Raw genomic sequence first — 22,126 nt, forward strand, 5'->3', positions numbered from 1 at the left:
TCCATGCAACCACTGAACAAGGTTTCAGTTTTAATATTTAGGACCTTATGCTAAACTTGTTTAAGCTATCTTTATTATGTGGAGGTGTCATGATGAAAACAAAGGATATAGATATCCGGAAATCACTTCATTATTTACTCCATAATGAACATAAAGATGAGCCGGATACATTAATTTTGGATGAGCTTCCTCTTTGTCAGGGAGATGCACGGATAGATGTTGCTGTAGTAAATGGAGCTATTAACGGGTATGAAATTAAAAGTGAAAGTGACACTTTAGCGCGACTTCCTTTACAGTCAGCATTTTATAATAGGGTTTTTGACAATGTGACTATATTGACAGCATCCAAGTTTGTGGACGGCATTAAAGATATTATTCCGGATTGGTGGGGAATCACTCAAGCAGAAAAAGAAGAGGATGGATTAATTCACTTCTTTGTATTGAGGGAACCTCAAAAAAATCAAGATGTTGATGCACTTTCTGTGGCGCAGCTTCTTTGGCGTGACGAGGCCTTGTCGATTTTAAAAGAAAGAGGCTTGCAGAAGGGACTGCTTAGCAAGCCTCGGAGTTTTTTATGGAGTGCATTAGCTGAAAACCTACCCCTGAGTGAATTACAGGATGAGGTTCGAAAAAAACTTAAGACGAGAGCAAATTGGAGAGCTCACTAACAACATATGTCAAATGATGATTTGTCCCTGATTTGCGCCAATTGGTTGCATTTCCAGGGCCATCATTTTGATTGGCGACTTCCTGGATATAATAATCTCCTGCACTGAAGTTTGGACCTGAAAATTCTGGATGGGAAACAACCTGAGATGATAGCTGGTAGTATTGATTCCCTCCGTACCGCTTAATCATACGGCCTTTGAAAATAATAAACTTGTCTTCGGCTGTATAGCGGATATTTGCACTCATGTTTATGAAGCGAGGATCCGCATCAAATGGTGCAGGATTTGAAATTCCATAGTCACCATAGGACGGGGTGATTTTTATGGAAGCTGAGTTGATTAGTCTTTTCCAGATTAACCACTCCGCTCTTTCAATTGAGTCGACTGAATCTGAGTTTACTGCAGACAGATCACTTGGAAAAGAGGTACCAATTAGAATAACATTCCTCCATTCATTAAGATAAGGAAGCGAATTTAGAATGCCAGTTAAAAACATGGTTGTTCTTACTTGTTCTTTAGGATTTACATACTCATAATCCAGAACCAAGTCCACTTGTGATGGAGTAACTGCATTTTGGAGAAGCAAGGCATCTATATTACTCTGTAAGTCTGCAAAGTCCTCCTCCTTTAAACGAAAGCACACTCCTTGGTTATATTGCTGATGAGCAAGTTTAACCTCATGTTGGTATGCTTGATCTCTGTTTGTGCTGGTTGCAGGAATTACATTTATACCTCGCTTTGCAGCCTCTTGAACAATTAAATTAAGTGGATGTTGACCGTTGGCCAATCGATCTGAGGACTCAATATAGTTTAGATCGACAATAATCGGTTTATCGATTCCCCAAGCCCTTTCAAATGATTCCCCCACCTTGCTCAAATGTTCATCGATGGACTTTTTCGGCACTTCATTTTCAAAATCCCAATCAATAGGAGGGATCTCTATAATTGGTATTAAGAATTGCTTGATTGAAGGAGCCAATTCCTCAAGAGCCTTTTGTTCACCTTGCTTCCATTTTAATACTGGTGTGTACACTAATCTTTTGTTCATTCAAATCCTCCTAAATGTCCTTCATCGGCTGAAGTTATGTACTAGGTCTTATGTACCTAAAATTCTACATCAAAAGTCACGATTTGGCGATATGTGGAAGTGGAATCATAATGTGGATTAATGAAATAGCTTTTTCGTATGTCGGACATTTACTTGTTGAGGCTGGGGTGTGCTATCTAAGATCAATGAGCGTTACAACATCAGTAACTAGGTCTCCTACAGCTCTGGTGATCCGTTCCTTCCTATAGTTAGTGCTGGTCACAAAGAGCAATCTCGGAAATTCTCCGTATCTCGCCTGCCACTTTCCTGTTTCTCTTAGTGCCCGATAGGCTGCAATTTTCCCCTCGTTTGCTTTCATGGTTTGGGTTAAGTCAATCTCAACAAACGTGTACTCCTTTCCAGTACGGAACAGCGCATCACAGACGATCTCCTTACCATCCCATTTAATCGCGTATTCTGGCCGCCATAGCTCCGGACGCTTTGCGATGTAGACTTCATTCCTCATAATTACGTGGCGGGTTGTCTGGTTTCGTTTGCGGATCGTCTCGCTTCCGATCGTCCTCCGGCCGGCCGCGTTGAGATACCACACGGTTTCGCCTTCGCGGAAACTATGCAGATACTCCTTCATATCGGTCAGGATCCGGAGTGTATTCCGAATGCCGCCGAGATTATGCAGGCGCTGGACCTGAGATGTGGTGAGAAAGCCGAAACTGTCAAAGCTCGAGAGAATTTCCGTCCATCGGTTCAGCTTGATCTGTGTAAGATTCATGACGAATGACCTCCTCGCGTTGTGGTAAGCCGGCAATGATCTTCTTGGCATCCTCTGCAGTCAGGAACGGCCCCTGCAGCGTCTCATCGTGCGCTGTCTGGAATATCAGGCGTCCGGGAATATCCGGTAAATCCGCTGCTCCGTTATGATCGAGTACGATGCGGCTCTGTGTGTCATCGCGCGTGCGAAAGCAAATGGACGCGGCTATATTCGTTTTTATGAGGCCGTCAACGACGTCCGCGCTCGGCCGCTGCGTCGCCAGTACAAGGATGACGCCGGCTGCTCGCCCTTTTGCACTTAAATTCGTAAGCTTCGTCTTGATCGCGGCCTTTATGACCCGGTCCGGATCCCCGGGGCGTACCTTGAAATCCGCGAGCTCATCGACCACTAGCACCGCCTTATTCCCGGCCCAGGACTGCGACCCATTCGCGGCCATAACGCTATACCGGCGTTTCATCTCCGCCTCAATCTTGGTTGTCACCTGCAGCACCTCTCCGAGCTCCGTGGCGAATCCCTTGACGCATTCCAGGCCGCGAAATATGCCGAGCTCGACTCCGCCCTTCAGATCGCACAAGTAAAGCTCCGGCGCCGGCCCTTGCGCCAGTGACGTTAGGATCGAACGCAGCATGACGCTCTTGCCTCCGCCCGATATGCCGCCGATCAATAGATGCGGATACGGGCCATCAAAATCGTAGTACCGCGGTTCTCCGCGCTTATTTACTCCGACACACACCCGATACGCGGTGCCAGCTCGATACGGGACCTTGGACGGCATAGGCTGCGTGATGATGTCGAGGATAAGCCCGTCATCATAGCGTATTTCTAGGTTATCCGGGCTCACACGCAGCGCCTCCGCTATTGCGTTGCGGTTATCGAACACCTTTGCGGAAGGCAGCCCAACCGGCAGCCCAACAAGGAGCCGCGTTCCCCAGGCGTGAGTGTACTCCGCGTTAACCATTGGCTGCGAGTCGCCGGCGACCAGATTCAGGGTTTTGCATGCAGAGAGGAAAGAGTTACCTAAAGAAAAAGAAGAAGAGAAGAAATGAGGTAGTAATGAACATACAGACCCACAAATAAATCCAATCCCAATAATAGACCCAAACATGATGGGGCCTCCTCTCCAAACTAGAGGTGTTGCATCCGATCGGAAGGGTAACGGACGGGCAAACCCCTCGACGTTGCGATGTTTGCCGCCTGAGGGCAGATTATTCCGTAGGTGAAGGGATAACGGAAGAGAAAACGGTTGTTATTAGACGCAGGATAAATCAGCAGACGTCTGCCAGTTTCGGAATAATCCTCGGAATAAAAGCCGATATAAATGGGTGGGGTAAAGATCGGGTATCACGGGGGAAATATCCCCTCAACCCCTACGTTTAACGAAGCAGCTCAACCATGCCGGCAATCCACTGCCACGATAACGCCAGGCCGGCGCCGAGTAAAAAGAACCTGCCGAACCTTCGCGCAGCTAACGCCCCGATCGGATCCCCTCCGTTCCTGCAGCGTGCCTCGATCATAGCCGTGACAATATAAGTTCCTACGATAATCCCATATGTGGCCATCATTAACGCCCTCCTTGCCGAATGTTCCGTCGATTGTTCGGCGGTATGTTAAAGAGAATACGTCAACCTGTTTGTACAATATTCGGAGTAATCCGAAAGATTGGGTATAAATTTTGCTAGACTCGTCCACTCTGATAATAATTAATAAAGCTCAGGAGGGACGAGAGATGTTTGGTTTAGGGAAAAGACGTTCGCCATATGGTGAGTTTTTGGACGAACATAGGATAAAGCAGGAGGATATAGTCAAGGTTACCGGGTTGAATCGTGATACGGTTTCTGATGTTTGCAGTGATCCAGATTATAAGCCTCGTAAGAGCACAATAACATTGCTACTCATGGCTGTAAGAGAATTGACTGGTAAGAAAGTGTCGAAACAAGATTTCTGGACGTGAAGAATTCCCCTGCTGGCTCGCGCTGGCAGGGTCTTTTTTATTTGCAGGAATAAAGCAAACCAGGATTGCCCAATATAATAAAGGGTTAAACTCCACTAGTAGTTGGTAGTATCTGCTTCTCCTCTTCCTGGCCGTCCTTTTGGGCGGCCTTTTTGTTTTGCCCCCATTCTTTGTTGAGATATGGTAAAATTTCGGGTAGAGGTGAAACTTGATGAAAAGCAAAAGATTTATGAAGCCCCTAACTTCCCCGATCCATTTCCATACCGCCATGATTGAGCAAATCCCGGTGGCTGTTTTTATGGACCAGGAGATGATCGGCAGCGGGAAGATCGTTGAAATAACTGACTTATCTGTAAAAATCGGTGATGAGTTTTTTGTGCGCGACGCTTGTACGTTTGAATATGCTGTCTAAACAATAAACCGTGTAAAGACCGGGTCGCGAAGGAGCCCCGATTTGTACCAGTTCCTAATCTTAACCTGGCAGCGAATCGTCGGTTCCAGGTATACAAATGCCTTGTCTTCTCCGGTCACCAGCTTTTGACTTTTGATATAAAAATCTTTGCGCTCTTTCGGGCCTGTGCCCAACTCGATAATCCCTGCCGGACGAAGTTTGCCGGATGGACCTGGTACAGCAGCCAACCATCCGAACTCGTCCTTGCGGTACCCAGTAAGGAATACCTCCTCATAAGTCCAGTTGATGACCTTTTGCCACTCGGCAGACCGTCGGCTGACATACCTACTGTCTTTTAACTTCCCAACGATCCCTTCCATCTTCATTCTTTGGATTTGGGCAAAGAGGCTCTCGCCTTCACCCTCGATAAACGGCATAATCCCAAAAGCATTAGACGGGAGTTTGATACCGCTTAGTATATCCTTCCTCTGGGCCAGCGTAAGACTACGGAGGTCCTTCCCTTTATATCTCAGAATATCGAAGATAACAAAGGTAACCGGGAGCGTTTTGGTCAGCCTCTGAATCCGATCATGTTTACCGGTCTTCAGTCGCGTCATGACGGCTTCAAAATCGGATACTCCCGTCCCAGGGTCTACACACGCGACCTCTCCGTCAAGCGTGATGTCATCCTCAAAGGGATGGACCAACTCGGGATACTGACTTGTACAGTCATTGTGATGCCGGGTAAAGAGCCGGACACGTCCTGCCTCCTGGTCAAAAACCAGCCGGTGCCCGTCGACCTTTGGCTCAAAAATATATCGTGAATGTGAAAACGGACCAGGCGCCGTTTCCAATAACATCGGGGATATGAACATAAAAACACCTCACCCGTAATTATAACTTTCCGTTGGAGCTTATTCAGGAGGTAAGTTCTGGGGACAGGTAGGGGAATTTTTACATTGATTTGCGAACGAGTGTTTGGGTATAATACTGGAACAGATGTTTGCAAGGAGGGGTTTGAATGCTTGCGGATTCTGAAAGAAAATTGTTGCGAATCCTCAGTAATTATCTGACCCGGCACAATAAAATGCCGAACATGGAGCAGCTTGAGACTATGGCCGGCAAGCGCAAGGACCAAATTATTCAGTCACTGAAAGAGCTAGAGAAACAGGAGTATATCCAGTGGGAAAACAAGTCGTCGGTAGAACACGTTGTGATTTTGGAGGCATGGGAGAGAGGAATTGCCCCTACAAATAGCCCTAGAATAAGCCGCGGGGCCGATTACTGGACCATGTATTGAGGAGGGTACTGACCATGAGCAAGAAACTAACCGATAACGGATTGTTTGACAGTTCACGGATGATGTTGCCGCAGCATAAGAGCGAGATTCTAGCCCATCAAATGGGGCTGAAGAGTGAAACGAAGCCGGTAATCGATGAACAGGAGTGGCAGCTGATCGGGCAGGCTCTTCAAGATTCATTCAATGACCATATCAAGGTGACACTAACCGTATTTGACCCATTCAATACCCGGGACCTTACTGGATTTGTGACGGTCATAAATACGTTCCGTAAAGAAATTAAGCTTTCGATAGCCCAGGATGAATGGGAATGGATTAAATTCGGCGATATTATCTCAGCCAGTACATAAAAAATATGTGTGAATTAGTTTTCTGATAAAGAGCCATATTGATATATGGAGGTGGAAATGGAATGTTTAAAATCATTGTCCTATGCCTTGCGATATCAGTTGGCTTCAGTACTCCTGTTATTGACCCGCCTAAAGCTGATGAAAAATACCCCGCAAATACCCAAAAGCAGTTTTTATCTGCAGACGAGTTTTATAATCAACTTGATCGGAAAGAGTATTCTGAATTTGATGGGGCAAAACTTAACGTTAGAAGATCCTGTTTATTTAAAGATGTCAACAACATTCTTGCGGAAACCGATCAGTTCGGTAAGATGAGGGTTAGTGGAAGTGGGTACAATCCAAATAGGCAGGTATACGTCTTTAGGTCGATAATTATGATTGGTGGAAGGGCCTATGATAAAACTGCTGTATTTGATGCAGAAACCAAGAGACCGATAGTCCAGAGCAGAAATTACCCAAAATAATGGTCAAATTGAATTGAGAATGTAAAATAGGGTGACTTCCGGATCGATCGGAGGTCCTTTTTTTATTCTATGAAGTTGCGCAATTTCATTCTCTGTTGACCATGAAAAGATCGCTGAAGGAATACGGCGTTACCCGTGAGGAATGGGAGGCTGAGGTGAGGGATCACTTCGAGAATCTGCCGAAAACCAATAATGGGAATATCATAGCGTTCCTGCATGCCGCACTAAGACGGTTAGATGTTGGATTACCGAGAAGGTTTTAACTCCCTGACGTCGAATAATGGCGACAGACGAATTCAGCGTTGGGGGTTAATTCATGAATATTGGTTTTGATTTAGGTGGTTTCTTTGGTAGCTTTGTAGGTGTACTAGGAGCTTACCGTGTAGCTATGTGGCAAATTCGCAAACAACGAGAGGCGGAAAAGCCGGCAAAGGATCGGAAGGCTTACGTCCTTGCGACCGTTTTGAGACAAGAGTTAAATTCAGCATGGGATTATTTCGATGCAGAGAATTTTCAAATTGGGGAACTATTTCGAAGTGTTATCCAAATGATCCATAAATTGCAGAAGCACTTACCTGAAGCAATTGAATCAGATAAAAGGCTATTTTCACTTATAACTGAGACTTGTGATGGTTTAACAGCAATTAGTGAAAAGTACTCAAGGGAAAAACGAACACATGAAAATTTCATGGCGTATGAAACCGAACTCCTTACTTACACTGAATTTATGCGCAGTAAATGTGACGACCTGATTAAGGAGATAAAGGAACGCAATAAGAAAGACTTTTGATTGCACCTACCACGACGTAAAGGCACCATAGGATGTGGGCAAACTAACACTAAGGAGGGATATATCCATGGGAATTTTAGTGTTTATGGCTTGCGCAACCTGGGCTCTGTTCTTCTTTCTTGTGGGGTTCAGCGATCATACAGGATTCTGGACAATTGAGTATGGTTTTTCAGGGATCAGTTATACGGATAAACATCTGAATTGGGCTGGCTGGTTATGGATCTTCATAAGCCTAGTAGCCGGGATAATCGGAGCATTCAGGGGTGTTCGTGACAAACGAAGATGAACGAGGTCACGGGTCCTGGGAGCGCCTCAAACCGACTGCGGGTGCGAACGACCCCCGTTTAGGCCTAGATTTTTATTTTTAAAGTTACTTCCGCTTCCGGTATTGATTCCCACGATGGGCTCCACAGTTTTATCCGTTTTTATGATAAAATGAGCTGTAAAGGAGGCTGATTTGAGTTGGAGGAGAGAAGGGACTTAATTAATGCAATTCGTAACAAAGGTATTCATGTGATTGAAAGCTTAGATGATTATCACATTGTTACAAACGGAAAAGTTATGCGGATGCCTAGTGGAGATAATGTATATTCAAGATACATTAGGGTGAAAGAGGCACAGAGCGAAGAAGAGTTAAAAAAAGCTAAAATGAAACTTGAGATGGTTATTAATATGTATCGAGATGAGCCTGGGCAGCCTTGGCAAAAGCTTGATGAATTCATACATAACATAGGCACTTCAGATTATTTAAGGTTAATGAAAGAATATGGATTACAGCAGCCGCTCAATTGAGTGGCTTTTTATATTTTGGAGGGCTTAGGATGAATAAGGAAAACAATAACTTGGAGTATTTAAAGAAGCGGCTGGCTGATCTGCAGCAGTATGTGAATAGGGAAATTGAGAAGATCATGGACGACGTTAACATGCTTGAGGAAAGTGAAGGGGAAAACAGGGGTAATAAAGTTACTGCTGAAGTAAAGCTGACAGGGAATTCGTGGGAGCATATTCCGGATGTATTGAGGCCAATTGATATAAAGGAGATTCTTAACATTGGACAGACCCAGGCTTACGATTTAATTCATTCCAATCAGTTTCATTACATACGTATCGGTAGAAAATATTTAATCCCAAAACAATCGTTTATTGATTGGTTAGAAGGGAATGGCAATGAATAATTGGGTACCCAAATGGTACCCAATTATGATTATTTCCTTCTTGTTCATAATTCTACGCAAGTAAAATTCCTTTATACATAAGGGTATTTTGAATAATAAAATTGGGCGCCCCTTGCGGGACGCCCTCATGGGAGAGGAGAAACCGGACGAAGAGCTTATGGGGAAACGTAAGCTTACTCCGCGGTTGTCTACGACATTCGTTTGATGTCGATAATTTAAGCATTCCCAGGCAGAGATGTTTTATACATTGCTTTTCCAAAAAAGATGAAAAATCCCTCAAGGGCCATTTTTCAAACTTGCGGGGATTGTGGTACGATATCGTCATAATTTCGTATTCCGCAAAATTCGATATCCCTCGCGAAATTTGGGCATGATATGACGCCATAGGATGAAGAATAACGGAATACGGACAGATCAAGTGAAACTGCGGTTTCATCGATAGAATGGGTGAAAAGCAAGTGAGAGTTGTTTCGGGAAGCGCAAAGGGCAGACCGCTGAAGGCGGTGCCGGGCATGGGTACCCGCCCGACGACCGACAAGGTCAAGGAAGCGATTTTCAGCATGATCGGGCCTTATTTTGACGGAGGGACCGTTCTCGATTTATTTGCGGGAACCGGGGGACTGGCGATCGAGGCGCTCAGCCGGGGCATGGAACGGGCGGTGCTCGTCGACATGGACCCGAAGAGCATTGAGACGATTCGGGCGAATCTCAAGGCGACCAAGATGGAGGGACAAGCGGAAGTGTACCGGAACGATGCGGTCCGGGCGCTGAAGGCGTTGGAAAAGCGGGGGCTGGTCCTGGACGCTGTTTTTCTGGATCCGCCGTACCGGATGAAGAATGGGGACGAGCTCATGCTCCTTATGCAGGACAAGCATATGCTGCGGCAAGGCGCGGTCATTGTTCTGGAGCATGAGTCAGGCTACGAATACCCCGCCGAGTTCGGCTCGTTTACCTGCGTCCGGCATGCGGTGTACGGTGAAACGGCCGTATCGATCTATAGATACGAAGAACATACAGCGGATTCGTCCGACGACGATTCGCGGGCAGGAGGGCAAGATGAGCGAAACGAATAGCAAGCAGCGCATTGCCGTATATCCGGGCAGCTTCGATCCGGTAACCATGGGGCATCTCGACATCATCCAGCGGGCTGCGAAGCAGTTTGACGTGCTGATCGTTGCTGTACTCAACAACCGGAGCAAAAACCCGCTGTTTACGGTAGAAGAGCGGATGGATTTGATCCGGCAGGTAACCGGGCATATCCCGAATATCGAAGTGGACAGCTTCCGCGACCTGACGGCCAACTATGTGCGGCAGAAAAATGCCCAGGCTATCATGCGCGGCATTCGCTCCGTCACCGATTTTGAATACGAGATGCAGATGGCGTCGACCAATCATAAGCTGAACCCGGAGGCGGAGACCGTCTTTATGATGACGAATCCGAAGTACTCCTATCTCAGCTCAAGCATCGTCAAGGAGATCGCCGCCTATCACGGAGACGTGACGGATCTGGTTCCGCCGGAAGTGGAGAAGGCGCTGCGCAGTAAATTTTAACGCCGGACCGTTTTGGCGCGACGGGGAACCACAATCAGAAGGACGATCAAGGCGCCGAGGATGGAGGCGAGCAAGAGTCCCTGCCACTTCAGCACCTGGGGCATCAGTACCCACAGATCCTCTATCGGGCCGCGGCTGCCGCTGAACGGGCCGTTCTCGGAATAAACGGGATGAATACGGCCCAACAATGCGGCGAGCGGAGCCCAGGTCAACCATGTCAGGGCAAAGGCATACGCCCCATGAAGAATCCGGGTCCAGACCATGGGCATAAGCGGAGCCCCGGTTTTGCGGATCAGGGACATGGACTGCAGCAGGGCGCTGATGCCGCTGAATCCGAGGAGAGCAGACAGAACGGACCACTGCAGCCCACCGGAAGCAAACGCGGCGGCACTGATGTCCCGGGCGCCTAAATGAACCTCGAAGAGGCTTGATAATGCGTAATCCGGAATCGGAAGCCGGGCGGTCGTCACCCGGCCGGCAATTTGGATGACAACGGAGAAAATAATGATGTAGCCGCCGATCATCATCAGCACCTGAACGGCATGCGTGACGGAGTCGCCAAGCAGCCGGCCGAAGCTGCGTCCGTCTTTGGCGCGGGCTTCCTCCGCCGCTTGAAGAACGCGGGCAGGCAGCGGGGCAGGCTTGCCCTCCAGTCGCTGCTGCCGAGGCTTGTCTGACGCAGGGGCGGTTCCTTTCGTTCTGACGCGTCGGTGGACGGTCAGATAGGCCAGGATGCCGGCGATCCAATGAACGGCGATCAAGCCGTAGCCCAGGGCCGGATCGTGCATCAGACCGGTGGCTACCACGACGAGAATCATCACCGGGTTGCAGAAGTGGGATAAGGCCGCGAGCTTGCCCGCTTCTTCGGCCTGAAGACTGCCCTGGGCGTGAAGCTGCTGAACCGCCTGGGCACCGCCCGGAAAACCGGTGGTCAGCCCCATGGCCATGACCCATCCGCCGGTGCCGGGCAGACGGAACAGCTTCTTCATCAGCGGCTCCAGAAAAGCGCCCAGGGCGCTCACCCATCCGTACGCGATCAGAATTTCCGACAGGACGAGAAAAGGCAAAAGCCCGGGAAACACGATTTTCCACCATAGGTTCAGGCCTTGAAGGGAAGCCTGAAAAGCGGGGGCAGGGGAACTGACGATACCGGCCACGAGAGCTGCTGCGCACGCTCCCAGCATAAGCGTCATGGCTTTGGGAGAAGGACGCTGCGTCGTTTTTTTCATGATTTTCACCTCTTAAGAGTAAACATAGCTAGTACCCAATCTATGCGGGGAAGACAACCATAAGACCAGGGAGCAGGGATGGGAATGAAAGATGGCAACAATATGAGACGGCCGCGCAGAAGAGAGGGCTTGCGCCTTCTGCTGTACATTTTCGTGGTGGCAGTCATGGTGTACGGGTGCGTATATATGCCGACACCATACATTATTTATCAGCCGGGCAGCGCCAACGAGGTGAAGCCGATGCTGTCGATTGCCAAAGGGGATACGGAGGAGCGCGGAACCTTCATGATGACGACGGTGGCGGCAAGTTACGCCAATATCGCCATGCTCGTCATGTCAGTGTTCAACCCGAACGATGAGGTCGCCAAGAAGCAGGCGAGACTCGGGGATATGAGCGAGGATGAGTATGCGGCGGAGCAGGTCTACATGATGAGCGACTCCCAGTCCTCCGCGATGGAGGCGGCTTACCGGGAAGCCAAGGTGCCGTTCAGCATCGTTCCTGAGTATTTGTTTGTGTTCTCGACGCCGGACGATTCGGTGAACAACAAATACTTCAAGCCCGGCGACCGCATTGAGGAAGTCAACGGCAAGCCGGTCCCGGACAATACGGCGCTCGCCGGCATTCTGAAACCGATGAACGTGGGCGATGAGGTCACCGTCAAGCTGCTTCGGAGCGGCAAAACGCTGGAGCAGAAGCTGAAGCTGATTCCGATCAAGGATCAGAAAACGGGAAGCACCCGGGCCGGCCTCGGGGTCACCATAGCGACGATGCAGGCGGTCAAGACGAAAGATCCGGGCCATCAGGTCCAGTTCAAGGATACGCGGATCGGAGGGCCTTCCGCCGGCCTTATGTTCTCGATGGAAATCGTCAACCAGCTGACGCCCGGGGATCTGACCAAGGGCTACCGGGTCGCAGGCACAGGCACGATCGACAAGAACGGTACGGTCGGGGCGATCGGAGGCGTCCAGCATAAGATTGTGGCGGCGGATCGGGAGAATGCTGATATTTTCTTCGTTCCGAAAGATAACTATAACGAGGCGAAAGCCAAAGCGGATCAGATTAAAACGAAAATGAAGCTGGTTCAGGTCAGCACCCTCGAGCAGGCGATGGACTATATGAACCAGCTGCAGGCTAAATCATGACCGGCGGCTGCCTATAGTCGCGGTACCAATCGTCCGGCGACGGCGCGTCGTACGCGTTCGCATATGCCGCCGCCGCCCGGAGGTCCAGGTCCAGCTGGTCATGGGAGAAGGCGGACGGCTTCATTACCACCGGTAGGGAGGCCGTCTTTTTCATCTGCTTGAGCAGAGCCTGTCCCGTCTTGTTGAATCCCAGGATCCTTAAATAGCCGGGGCCTTCCGCAAGACGCGCAGGAGCGAGCTGCTCCTTTGAGTGCCGAAGCAAAATATGCACCAGCATCCGCTGCAGCTTCGTATGAGTATAGCGCTTTGTCTTTAAGGCGGCGAGCATGCCGGCCACATCGGCTCCCGTCAGGGCCGGCAGCAGCTTGCCCAGGCGATGCTCGAGCCCTTCCGTCACTTCGTGCAGGGCCGCGAGCTGCTCGGGAGGTGTGGTGAGCAGCAGGTGCAGAAGCGGCTGCCGGAACGATTCCCAGGTGATCGGCCCGCGTCCGGCGGCAAATTCCCGCTTCAAAATCGCGAGCGTCGTGGCCGGCACATACGGAGCGGCCTCGTCAGGGGCCGGGCCGAGCAGCATGCGGCGCACCGCGGTGGCGCTGGCTATATTCGTATGCCCAGGCACTTCATCGTGATATCCCGCGTGGATGCGCGGGATGGTGTAGGGGCGCATACGGCTGCCAAGGCGCTCGAGCGCGATCAAATAATGCAGGCCGAGCGTATGGTTCGGCTTATGGAGCAGCTGGAGAATATCCTCCTTCCAGCCGCCGCTTCCCGCCAGAGCCTCGGCGGCTGCCGCGTAGGCGGAAGGGTAGCTCATCCCCTGGCCCAAATAGTGCGCGATATGGCCTTGAAGCTCTTCGCTTTCATGAGCCAGCATGCGGGCCAGCGGCTGCAGCACTTCCAGCGTCCCGCTTTCGGTTCCGAAGCAGACGCTGTCGACGACACCGGTGGCGTTCAGCAGCGCGACGGCGCCGTAGGCAAACCATTCGGCAGGCTGAACGGCATATGCGGCCGGCAGCTCGATTACCAGGTCGGCACCCATGGCCAGCGCCATTTCGGCGCGGGCGTATTTGCTGACAAGCCCCGGCTCGCCCCGCTGCAGGAACGGCCCGCTCAGCACCGCGACGGCATGCTCGGCACCCGTCACTTCCTTGGCTCTGGTATAATGGTGGACGTGGCCGTTATGTAAAGGATTATATTCGACAATCAGGCCGACTGCGGACATGGTCTTCAGCTCCATCGTTTCATTTTGGGCACCCGTGGTTAACGGCTGTTATAAAATATATCATAAAACGAATGGCATCCAGTCACAATAAGGGGGAACGTAAGGTCAAGGTGAAACTATTGACAAAGTTCCCCGGAAATCGGTATAATAATTTTTGTTTGTTTGGAGTGATGTATATGCACTTTCAATTCAGGAAAATGGCAGCCAGCAGCGAGCCGCTGCAGCTCCGTCAGCAAGTGGATGTAAGTCCGCTGCTTAAAGGACTGGGTGACATCAAGGCCGACGGACCGCTCACAGCGGAACTTACAGCCTCGTATGTCGGTCCCGATACAGTGGATGTTCAAGGCGAGTTATCCGTACAGCTGGACATGTCCTGTTCACGCTGTCTGACACCGGTGCATGAGCATTTGGATATTCCATTCCACGAGCAGTTCAAGCTTAAGAAGCAGCCTGAGGAAGCCGAGGACGAAGAAGATGAAACCATATATGTGGACAACGAGACTGTGGAGCTCGTCCCTTACGTGGAGGAATCCTTTATCCTGAATCTTCCGATGACCGTCGTGTGCAAGGAATCCTGCAAAGGCCTGTGCCCTACGTGCGGAAGAGACTTGAACGAAGGTGCCTGCGGCTGTAACAATGAAGTGGTAGATCCACGGCTTGCAGCGCTAAAAGACTTTTTCAAATGAGCATGAATGCATTCCTCCGGGCCCTTCGGGACCCCGGTTGATTGAAATAAGGAGGTGGGAACATGGCAGTACCTCAACGGAGAACGTCCAAGACACGTCGTGACAAGCGTCGTACTCACTTTAAACTGGCAGTGCCGGGCATGGTGAAATGTGAACAATGCGGAGAATTGAAGCTTGCTCACCACGTATGCAAAGTGTGCGGAACGTATAAATCAAGAGAAATCATTTCGCAGTAATGCCAAAAACAATCAAGTAGTACTTCATCTTTGGTGAGGTGCTATTTTTTTTGTCACTTTCTTTTTGACCCGTCATGCTTTATACTACATTAGTACCAGGTTCTAATGAAAACTGTCCGGATTGATTCTTTTTTCCTGTGAATTCTATTGACGAACTTCATAGACTGTTTGTGTTCCACATTCATGGACGGACAAGACATGACAGGGAGGTGCCTCACATCGAACGGTTGCCCAAGAAGCAGCGGCATCAGCAGCTTTTGAAGATTATCGAACAAAATCCGTTTGTGACCGACCGCGAACTGACGCGGGAGCTGAAGGTCAGCATTCAGACGATCCGGCTTGACCGGATGGAGCTAGGCATCCCGGAACTGCGGGAACGAATGAAGCAGATGGCAGAGCACTCCTATGATCAAGTTCGCTCCTTGCAGCTTGATGAGGTTGTCGGGGATGTCGTGGATCTGCAGCTGGACAAGAGCGGCATTTCCATTTTTGAAATACGGGAAGAACATGTGTTCACCCGAAACCATATCGCCCGCGGACATTATGTGTTCGCCCAGGCCAACTCGCTGGCAGTTGCTCTCATTAACGACGAGATTGCCTTGACCGCATCGGCAGACATCCGGTTTCTGCGGCAGGTTCATCTGGGAGAGAAGTGCATCGCCAAAGCCTATGTCCGGTCTATGGCCGGCCAGAAGGGGAAGGCCAAGGTTGAGGTGTTCACGTATGTGGGCGAGGAAATGGTGTTCCAGGGGAACTTTCTGATATACAGATCGACGGGCGAGGATAACAGCGAAGGAGGAGTACAGTATGCGGATCGCCATTGATGCCATGGGCGGTGACCATGCGCCGGAGTGCAACGTGGAAGGAGCTTTGGCTGCCGCCGCCGAATGGAAAGATACGCAGATCGTTCTGGTCGGGGACGAGCAGCGGTTGCTGCCGCTCCTGAAGCAAGGCGGAGGGACGGTTCCCTCCAATCTGACGGTCCATCATGCGGGTGAAGTAATCGAAGCCGAGGATGAACCGGTCAAAGCCGTCCGGCGCAAAAAGGATGCTTCCATGGTCGTGGCGGGACGGATGCTGAAGGAGAAGCAGGCGGAAGCCATGATTTCGGCAGGCAACACGGGAGCGCTGATGACGACCGGATTGCTGGTTGTCGGACGGATGGAAGGGATTGAGCGTCCGGCTCTGGCTCCCATGATCCCGACGCTTGACGAAGCCGGAGTGCTGGCCCTGGATCTGGGCGCGAATATGGACGCAAAGCCCGAGCATTTGGCGCAGTATGCGCTGATGGGCAGCCTTTATCGCGAGAAGGTGATGGGCGTGAAGAATCCACGGGTCGGCCTGTTGAACGTGGGCACCGAGCCAGGGAAGGGGAACGAGCTCACCAAGCTGGCGTTCCCGCTCCTGCAGGAGCTTCCGATCAACTTCATCGGCAACGTGGAAGCCCGGGATATTATGCTCGGGAACTGCGACGTCCTCGTGTGCGACGGATTTGCCGGCAATATCTTGCTGAAGGCCGTGGAAGGAACGGCCGGCGCGATGTTCAAGCTGCTGAAGGAGCAGTTCACCCAGAATATGCGCAGCAAGCTTGGGGCCGCCCTGCTTATGCCTCAGCTGCGTAATTTGAAAGGCAAGCTGGACTACAAGGAGCACGGTGGCGCTCCTCTGCTCGGCCTGAGCGGACTTGTCGTCAAAAGTCACGGCTCGGCGGACGGCAACGCCATCAAGAACGCGGTCCGGCAGGCCCGCGTTGCACTGCAGAATCAACTGGTTGAGAGTATATCCAAGGAAATCAGCGGGAAGTGAGTGACAAGAGAATGGAAAAATTACGTTCAGTAGGCATCATCGGCACAGGCAAATACGTTCCTGAGAAAATATTAACCAACAGCGATCTGGAAAAGATGGTAGAGACGAACGACGAATGGATCGTCTCCCGCACCGGGATCCGCGAGCGGCATATCGCTTCTCCGGAACAAGCGACTTCGGACCTGTGTTATGAAGCGGCCCTGAAGGCGCTCGAGTCCGCCGGGATGTCGGCTGAAGAGCTGGACCTGATCGTTGTCGCAACCATCACCCCGGATACGTTCTTTCCGTCAACGGCCTGCATTCTGCAGGACAAGCTCGGCGCCAAGCAAGCCGCCGCGTTCGACCTGTCTGCTGCCTGCTCCGGCTTCGTCTACGGCCTTGCGACGGCGAGCAATTTTATCAAGACCGGCATGTACAACAACGCTTTGGTCATCGGCGCCGACACGCTGTCGCGGATTACGGATTATACCGACCGCAACACCTGCGTGCTGTTCGGTGACGGCGCGGGAGCCGTCATCCTGGGCGAAGTTCCCGAAGGCCGGGGATTTCAGTCCTTTGACCTCGGAGCCGAAGGGGCCGGCGGTACGCTGCTGAAACTGGAAGCTGGCGGTTCCAGACTGCCGGCGTCCCAGGAAACGCTCGAAGGCAAGAAGCACTACATTTATATGAACGGGCGCGAAGTATTCAAATTTGCGGTCCGCGTCATGAATACGGCCACGGAAGACGTCCTGCGCAAGGCCGGCAAAACGAAGGCCGATATCGACCTGTTCGTGCCGCACCAGGCGAACATCCGTATCATTCAGTCCGCCATGGAGCGCCTGGACCTTTCGCCGGATAAATGCGTCATCAACGTAGATAAGTACGCCAATACGTCGGCGGCTTCCATTCCGCTCGCGCTGGTGGAAGCGGCGGAGGAAGGCCGGATGAAGGAAGGCGACTGCGTGCTGATGGTCGGCTTCGGCGGAGGATTGACCTGGGGCGCATCGGTGCTGATCTGGTAATCATATGATTCATCTTATGTGAATGATCAATCGATAGCTTACGAAGTGAATTGGCTTATTCAAGCAATACAATAGAAGCTTTGCATCAAGAAGTATACGAGAGGAGCCTGAGCAATGGGGAAAGTTGCGTTTGTGTTTCCCGGACAAGGGGCCCAATCCGTCGGAATGGGTAAAGATTTCTATGATGCGGTTCCCGCTTCCCGTCGCATTTTCGAAAGTGCGGACGAGGTGCTGGGATTCCCGATGACGAATATGATTTTTGAAGGTCCGGACAGTGAGCTGAAGAAGACCTTCAATACGCAGCCTGCGCTCCTGACGGCCAGCGTTGCGGCATTCGAGGCGGTTCGCGAACAAGGCGTTACTCCTGACTTTGTCGCCGGACACAGCCTGGGCGAATACAGCGCCCTGGTGGCTTCCGGCGTGCTGAGCTTTGAGGATGCGGTAGGAACGGTCCGTGCGCGCGGCGAATTTATGGAGCAGGCGGTTCCGGGCGGACAAGGGGCCATGGCCGCTGTGCTCGGTGCCGAACGCGAAGCGCTGGCCGAGCTGTGCCGCAGCATCACGGCCGAAGGACATCTCGTGGAGCTGGCCAACCTGAACTGCCCGGGGCAGATCGTCGTCTCCGGCTCTAAGGAGGGCGTCGCTCTTGTGGGCGAGCGCGTGAAAGAAGCCGGAGGAAAAAGAGCGATCCCGCTTGAGGTAAGCGGACCTTTCCATTCCTCGCTGATGAAATCGGCTGCCGAGAAGCTGGGCGGGAAGCTGCAGCCGCTTCACTTCGATGAACCGGCTATTCCCGTGATTGCGAACGTGACGGCCCGTCCGGCCGCGTCTGCGGAGGAAATCCGCGGATTGCTGGTGGAGCAGGTATACTCTCCCGTGCTGTGGGAGGATACGGTGACCTATCTCATCTCCCAAGGGGTGGATACGTTTGTCGAGATCGGTCCCGGAAACGTGCTGACCGGCTTGATCAAAAAGACGGATAAATCCGTCAAGCTGATTAACGTAAGCAGCCTGGACAGCCTGGAGACGCTCAAGGCCAGTCTTGAACAATGATTACGCAGGAATCTTTGGGTATACTCTAGGAAAGGAGGAATGGGCATGTCTAAGCCTTTACAGGGACAGACAGCACTCGTTACCGGCGGCTCCCGCGGGATCGGCCGCAGCATCGCGCTTGCGCTGGCCGAAGCCGGGGCTAACGTAGCCGTCAACTATTCAGGCAGCGAAGCCGCCGCCAAGGAGGTCGCGGAGCAGATCCGTGCGCTTGGCGTGGAGGCGATCACCGTTCAAGGCAATGTCGGTAAAAGCGAACAGGCCGAAGATCTCGTTAAAGAGGTCGTTGCAGCGTGGGGCAAAATCGATATTTTGGTCAACAATGCGGGGATTACCCGGGATAACTTGCTGATGCGCATGAAAGAGGAAGAATTCGATCAGGTGATCGAAACGAATCTGAAGGGCGTGTTCAACTGCCTCAAAGCAGTCAGCCGTCCGATGATGAAGCAGCGCTACGGCCGGATCATCAACATTTCATCGGTCGTCGGTGTTCTGGGCAACGCCGGGCAGGCCAATTACGTCGCCGCCAAAGCGGGGGTAATTGGCCTAACCAAATCGTCTGCGCGTGAGCTCGCCTCGCGTGGCATCACCGTTAACTGTGTCGCACCAGGTTTTATTGATACCGATATGACACGAGAGCTGCCTGAGGATCTCCGGGCGAAGATGCTGGAAGACATTCCGCTCGCCCGCCTCGGACAGCCTGAAGAAATTGCCAAAGTCGTGGTTTTCCTAGCGACGGAAGGGGCATCCTACATGACAGGGCAGACGCTTCATGTGGATGGCGGTATGTACATGTAATACCGGAAATCTAGGAAAAACAGCGAGATAACCGTTTTCATTGCGTCTATGGCATTTTGAAAACTTTTCTCGTATAATACCAAAGAGGAGGTGAACCGGATGTCCGATGTATTGGAGCGTGTAAAACGCATTGTCGTCGATCGCTTGGGTGCTGACGAAGCCGAGGTTACACTGGAAGCATCTTTTAAAGATGATCTTGGTGCTGATTCTCTCGACGTTGTTGAACTGGTGATGGAATTGGAAGATGAATTCGATCTGGAAATCTCTGATGAAGATGCAGAGAAAATTACGACCGTAGGTGAAGTTGTAAACTACATACAATCTCATACCTAAGTCATTTGATAAGTCCCGTACTGCTCTTACAGGCGGGACTTCTCCTCATTTTCCAAGTGAATCGGCTTTACAAATAGGATAATTGATTTTGCAGATGCTGTTTATATAGAGGTGAACTTATTGATGCACAGAGTGGTTGTTACCGGGATGGGTGTTGTTACGTCACTGGGCCACGATTTGGACACTTTCTGGAATAACCTGATGGAAGGCAAATCCGGTGTGTCCCAGATCGAATCCTTTGATGTCAGCGACTACCCTACACAGATTGCCGCTTCGGTGAAAGACTTTAATCCCGAGGCGTTTATGGACCGGAAGGATGCGCGCAAGATGGACCGATTCGTCCAGTTTGCCGTTGTCGCCGGCAAAGCGGCCCTTGAGCACAGCGGGCTGGATATTCAGAAGCACTCCGATCCGAACCGGGTGGGCGTATCCATCGGTTCCGGCATCGGCGGCCTCGGAACATGGGAAGACCAGCATAACGTTTTGCTGGAGAAGGGACCGAAGCGGGTCAGCCCGTTCTTCATCCCGATGATGATTGCGAACATGGCCTCCGGCCAATTGTCGATTATGCTGGGCGCCAAAGGCCCGAACACAACGCCTGTGACGGCATGTGCGACCGGATCGCACGCTATCGGCGACTCGTACAAGCTGATCCAGCGCGGCGATGCCGACGTGATGATCTGCGGCGGAGCTGAAGCGACCATCCGGCCGACGGGAATGGCCGGCTTTTGCGCTATGCGCGCCATGTCCACCCGCAATGACGAACCGGAGAAAGCGAGCCGTCCATTTGACACCGGCCGTGACGGATTCGTCATGGGTGAAGGTGCAGGCATTCTCGTTCTGGAATCGCTGGAGCACGCGCAAAAACGCGGGGCCAACATTATCGCCGAAGTGATCGGCTATGGGCTGAGCGGCGACGCTCACCACATGACCGAGCCCGATCCGGACGGACCGGCGCGCTGCATGTCTATGGCGATGCGCGATGCGGGCATTCAGCCGGAGGACGTAGACTACATCAACGCGCATGGCACGTCGACGCCGGTTGGAGACCGTTCCGAGACGATCGCGATCAAGAAAGCGCTGGGAGACCATGCGTACAAGGTTGCGGTCAGCTCGACGAAATCGATGACGGGCCACCTGCTGGGAGCCGCTGGCGGCGTTGAAGCGGTCATTTGCGGCCTGTCGCTGCAGAACCAGATGCTGGCGCCAACCATTAACTTGGACAACCCGGATCCGGAATGCGATCTGGATTATGTTCCGAACGTTGCACGAAAGGCTGATTTGGACGTTGTCATGTCTAACTCTTTTGGATTCGGCGGCCACAACGCCACTGTAATCCTGAAGAAATTCGAGCAGTAAGGGGACGATTTGTTGAGTGGAGATCTGAAGCAGTTACAACAGAAACTTCAAATCCAATTTCACAATCGGCTGCTGTTGAAGCAGGCTTTTACCCACGCTTCCTACGTCAATGAGCACCGTTTCAGCCAGCAGCAGGATAACGAGCGCCTGGAATTTCTGGGCGACGCCGTGCTGGAGCTGACGGTTTCCGAGTATTTGTACAATCTGTTTCCGAACCGGCCCGAAGGAGAGCTGACCAAGCTGCGTGCGGCGATCGTCTGTGAACCGTCGCTGGTGAAATTTGCCGAGCAGCTGGAGTTCGGGCAGTACGTTCTGCTGGGAAAAGGTGAAGAGCTGACCGGCGGGAGAACCCGCCCGGCCCTGCTTGCGGATGTGTTTGAATCGTTTGTAGGAGCGCTGTACCTTGACCAAGGCCTGGAAGCGGCGCGGGCGTTTCTGGACCGCTACGTGTTTCCGCTGCTGGAAGAGGGCGGCAAAGTGCACATGAGCGATTTCAAGACAGAGCTGCAGGAGCTGACGCAGCACCATAACATGGGCGTTCTGGAATACCGGATTGTGGAGGAACGCGGTCCGGCGCATGAACGCGAGTTTGTCTCCGAGGTGTATATGGGGAATGAGCGTGTGGGAAGAGGATCGGGCCGCTCGAAGAAAGAGGCGGAGCAGCAGGCTGCGGCCGAAGCGCTGAAGCAGCTGAAGCTGGCCGGTAACGGCTCCCTGTAAAGCATGGACAAACAAAGAGCAAAGAGCAGTCGCCTTTCGGATGGATGGCAGGAAGAGCCTTCAGACTGCTTTTTGCTCTTTATTCA

30 protein-coding genes are annotated in these 22,126 nt (G+C 51.7%); 23 read left to right on the forward strand and 7 right to left on the reverse strand.

All coding sequences use genetic code 11. From position 1 onward, the window contains the following. Positions 1-89: 89 nt before the first annotated feature. Complete coding sequence (locus MKY74_RS14995; RefSeq protein WP_076168297.1) at positions 90-668, forward strand: sce7726 family protein; 579 nt, start codon at positions 90-92, stop codon at positions 666-668. Here MKY74_RS14995 and MKY74_RS15000 read toward each other — a convergent pair. The 4 genes from MKY74_RS15000 to MKY74_RS15015 all read right to left on the reverse strand — a co-directional run bounded on the left by MKY74_RS15000 (position 637) and on the right by MKY74_RS15015 (position 4,047). Continuing rightward, positions 637-1,716, reverse strand: a complete 1,080-nt coding sequence (locus tag MKY74_RS15000) for a beta family protein (RefSeq protein ID WP_076168295.1) — start codon at positions 1,714-1,716, stop codon at positions 637-639. The two genes, MKY74_RS14995 and MKY74_RS15000, sit on opposite strands and share 32 nt — an antisense overlap. A 172-nt stretch (positions 1,717-1,888) precedes the next feature. Further along, positions 1,889-2,485 carry a replication-relaxation family protein gene (locus MKY74_RS15005; RefSeq protein WP_167372843.1) on the reverse strand — a complete coding sequence of 199 codons (597 nt, stop codon included), beginning with the start codon at positions 2,483-2,485 and terminating at the stop codon, positions 1,889-1,891. Continuing rightward, complete coding sequence (locus tag MKY74_RS15010; protein ID WP_167372842.1) at positions 2,430-3,443, reverse strand: FtsK/SpoIIIE domain-containing protein; 1,014 nt, start codon at positions 3,441-3,443, stop codon at positions 2,430-2,432. Before MKY74_RS15010 ends, MKY74_RS15005 begins: the two co-directional genes overlap by 56 nt. 415 nt (positions 3,444-3,858) lie before the next feature. Next, positions 3,859-4,047 carry a hypothetical protein gene (locus tag MKY74_RS15015; RefSeq protein ID WP_076168291.1) on the reverse strand — a complete coding sequence of 63 codons (189 nt, stop codon included), beginning with the start codon at positions 4,045-4,047 and terminating at the stop codon, positions 3,859-3,861. Between the two features lie 164 nt (positions 4,048-4,211). On the opposite strand from MKY74_RS15015, the gene MKY74_RS15020 reads away from it, so the two are divergent. Beyond that, positions 4,212-4,436 (forward strand): hypothetical protein, encoded by a 225-nt coding sequence (locus MKY74_RS15020; protein ID WP_076168289.1) that lies wholly within the window; start codon positions 4,212-4,214, stop codon positions 4,434-4,436. Between the two features lie 211 nt (positions 4,437-4,647). Beyond that, complete coding sequence (locus MKY74_RS15025; protein WP_244169198.1) at positions 4,648-4,848, forward strand: hypothetical protein; 201 nt, start codon at positions 4,648-4,650, stop codon at positions 4,846-4,848. Here the strand turns inward: MKY74_RS15025 and MKY74_RS15030 are convergent. Continuing rightward, on the reverse strand, positions 4,845-5,702 hold the full coding sequence (locus MKY74_RS15030; RefSeq protein WP_076168287.1) for an ATP-dependent DNA ligase: 858 nt from the start codon (positions 5,700-5,702) through the stop codon (positions 4,845-4,847). The two genes, MKY74_RS15025 and MKY74_RS15030, sit on opposite strands and share 4 nt — an antisense overlap. 146 nt (positions 5,703-5,848) lie before the next feature. Between MKY74_RS15030 and MKY74_RS15035 the strand changes: the two genes are divergently transcribed. The 9 genes from MKY74_RS15035 to coaD all read left to right on the forward strand — a co-directional run bounded on the left by MKY74_RS15035 (position 5,849) and on the right by coaD (position 10,457). Then, complete coding sequence (locus MKY74_RS15035; protein ID WP_076168284.1) at positions 5,849-6,127, forward strand: hypothetical protein; 279 nt, start codon at positions 5,849-5,851, stop codon at positions 6,125-6,127. 14 nt (positions 6,128-6,141) lie between these two features. Then, a complete protein-coding gene (locus tag MKY74_RS15040; RefSeq protein WP_076168282.1) occupies positions 6,142-6,477 on the forward strand; it encodes a YolD-like family protein in 336 nt (111 codons plus the stop codon). 62 nt (positions 6,478-6,539) lie between these two features. After that, the gene (locus MKY74_RS15045) at positions 6,540-6,941 is read left to right on the forward strand and encodes a hypothetical protein (protein ID WP_076168279.1); all 402 of its coding nucleotides are present in this window, start codon (positions 6,540-6,542) and stop codon (positions 6,939-6,941) included. 316 nt (positions 6,942-7,257) lie between these two features. After that, positions 7,258-7,731 (forward strand): hypothetical protein, encoded by a 474-nt coding sequence (locus MKY74_RS15050; RefSeq protein ID WP_076168277.1) that lies wholly within the window; start codon positions 7,258-7,260, stop codon positions 7,729-7,731. 67 nt (positions 7,732-7,798) lie between these two features. Then, complete coding sequence (locus tag MKY74_RS15055) at positions 7,799-8,017, forward strand: hypothetical protein (protein ID WP_076168274.1); 219 nt, start codon at positions 7,799-7,801, stop codon at positions 8,015-8,017. A 176-nt stretch (positions 8,018-8,193) separates the two neighbouring features. Further along, the gene (locus tag MKY74_RS15060) at positions 8,194-8,523 is read left to right on the forward strand and encodes a hypothetical protein (protein ID WP_076168271.1); all 330 of its coding nucleotides are present in this window, start codon (positions 8,194-8,196) and stop codon (positions 8,521-8,523) included. 29 nt (positions 8,524-8,552) lie between these two features. Beyond that, entirely contained in the window at positions 8,553-8,906 is a 354-nt protein-coding gene (locus MKY74_RS15065) for a helix-turn-helix domain-containing protein (protein WP_244169197.1), read from the forward strand. A gap of 458 nt (positions 8,907-9,364) precedes the next feature. Further along, positions 9,365-9,979, forward strand: coding sequence for a 16S rRNA (guanine(966)-N(2))-methyltransferase RsmD (rsmD, locus tag MKY74_RS15070; RefSeq protein WP_076168269.1), 615 nt, complete (start codon positions 9,365-9,367; stop codon positions 9,977-9,979). Then, positions 9,963-10,457, forward strand: coding sequence for a pantetheine-phosphate adenylyltransferase (gene coaD / locus MKY74_RS15075; protein ID WP_076168267.1), 495 nt, complete (start codon positions 9,963-9,965; stop codon positions 10,455-10,457). The genes rsmD and coaD overlap by 17 nt, the downstream gene beginning before the upstream one ends. Here coaD and MKY74_RS15080 read toward each other — a convergent pair. Beyond that, entirely contained in the window at positions 10,454-11,686 is a 1,233-nt protein-coding gene (locus MKY74_RS15080) for a nucleoside recognition domain-containing protein (protein WP_076168264.1), read from the reverse strand. The genes coaD and MKY74_RS15080 overlap by 4 nt on opposite strands. 102 nt (positions 11,687-11,788) lie before the next feature. Here MKY74_RS15080 and MKY74_RS15085 point away from each other — a divergent pair, with 102 nt between their 5' ends. Then, positions 11,789-12,829 (forward strand): SepM family pheromone-processing serine protease, encoded by a 1,041-nt coding sequence (locus MKY74_RS15085; protein WP_076169558.1) that lies wholly within the window; start codon positions 11,789-11,791, stop codon positions 12,827-12,829. On the opposite strand, the gene MKY74_RS15090 is transcribed toward MKY74_RS15085, so the two are convergent. After that, on the reverse strand, positions 12,819-14,051 hold the full coding sequence (locus MKY74_RS15090; protein WP_076168261.1) for a nucleotidyltransferase: 1,233 nt from the start codon (positions 14,049-14,051) through the stop codon (positions 12,819-12,821). The genes MKY74_RS15085 and MKY74_RS15090 overlap by 11 nt on opposite strands. A gap of 176 nt (positions 14,052-14,227) precedes the next feature. On the opposite strand from MKY74_RS15090, the gene MKY74_RS15095 reads away from it, so the two are divergent. From MKY74_RS15095 to rnc, 10 genes are all read left to right on the forward strand, one after another. Then, complete coding sequence (locus tag MKY74_RS15095; protein WP_076168259.1) at positions 14,228-14,737, forward strand: YceD family protein; 510 nt, start codon at positions 14,228-14,230, stop codon at positions 14,735-14,737. Positions 14,738-14,799: 62 nt separating this feature from the next. Beyond that, positions 14,800-14,973: a 50S ribosomal protein L32 gene (rpmF, locus tag MKY74_RS15100; protein WP_036645943.1), complete on the forward strand. Its 174-nt coding sequence runs from the start codon at positions 14,800-14,802 to the stop codon at positions 14,971-14,973. Between the two features lie 227 nt (positions 14,974-15,200). Continuing rightward, entirely contained in the window at positions 15,201-15,797 is a 597-nt protein-coding gene (gene fapR / locus MKY74_RS15105; RefSeq protein ID WP_076168257.1) for a transcription factor FapR, read from the forward strand. Then, positions 15,781-16,779, forward strand: a complete 999-nt coding sequence (plsX, locus tag MKY74_RS15110) for a phosphate acyltransferase PlsX (RefSeq protein WP_076168255.1) — start codon at positions 15,781-15,783, stop codon at positions 16,777-16,779. The genes fapR and plsX overlap by 17 nt, the downstream gene beginning before the upstream one ends. Positions 16,780-16,790: 11 nt before the next feature. Next, entirely contained in the window at positions 16,791-17,780 is a 990-nt protein-coding gene (locus MKY74_RS15115) for a beta-ketoacyl-ACP synthase III (RefSeq protein WP_144025357.1), read from the forward strand. A 114-nt stretch (positions 17,781-17,894) separates the two neighbouring features. Further along, positions 17,895-18,833: an ACP S-malonyltransferase gene (fabD, locus tag MKY74_RS15120; RefSeq protein ID WP_076168249.1), complete on the forward strand. Its 939-nt coding sequence runs from the start codon at positions 17,895-17,897 to the stop codon at positions 18,831-18,833. A gap of 45 nt (positions 18,834-18,878) precedes the next feature. Further along, entirely contained in the window at positions 18,879-19,628 is a 750-nt protein-coding gene (fabG, locus tag MKY74_RS15125) for a 3-oxoacyl-[acyl-carrier-protein] reductase (protein ID WP_076168247.1), read from the forward strand. 99 nt (positions 19,629-19,727) lie between these two features. Then, complete coding sequence (gene acpP / locus MKY74_RS15130; RefSeq protein WP_019638123.1) at positions 19,728-19,961, forward strand: acyl carrier protein; 234 nt, start codon at positions 19,728-19,730, stop codon at positions 19,959-19,961. 120 nt (positions 19,962-20,081) lie between these two features. After that, positions 20,082-21,320 carry a beta-ketoacyl-ACP synthase II gene (fabF, locus tag MKY74_RS15135; protein ID WP_089546522.1) on the forward strand — a complete coding sequence of 413 codons (1,239 nt, stop codon included), beginning with the start codon at positions 20,082-20,084 and terminating at the stop codon, positions 21,318-21,320. 12 nt (positions 21,321-21,332) lie between these two features. Beyond that, positions 21,333-22,040, forward strand: a complete 708-nt coding sequence (gene rnc, locus MKY74_RS15140) for a ribonuclease III (RefSeq protein ID WP_076168242.1) — start codon at positions 21,333-21,335, stop codon at positions 22,038-22,040. The last annotated feature ends 86 nt before the right edge of the window (positions 22,041-22,126 follow it).

Origin of the sequence: Paenibacillus sp. FSL R5-0378 (genome assembly GCF_038009285.1) — a bacterium.
Classification (GTDB): domain Bacteria; phylum Bacillota; class Bacilli; order Paenibacillales; family Paenibacillaceae; genus Paenibacillus_AQ; species Paenibacillus_AQ favisporus.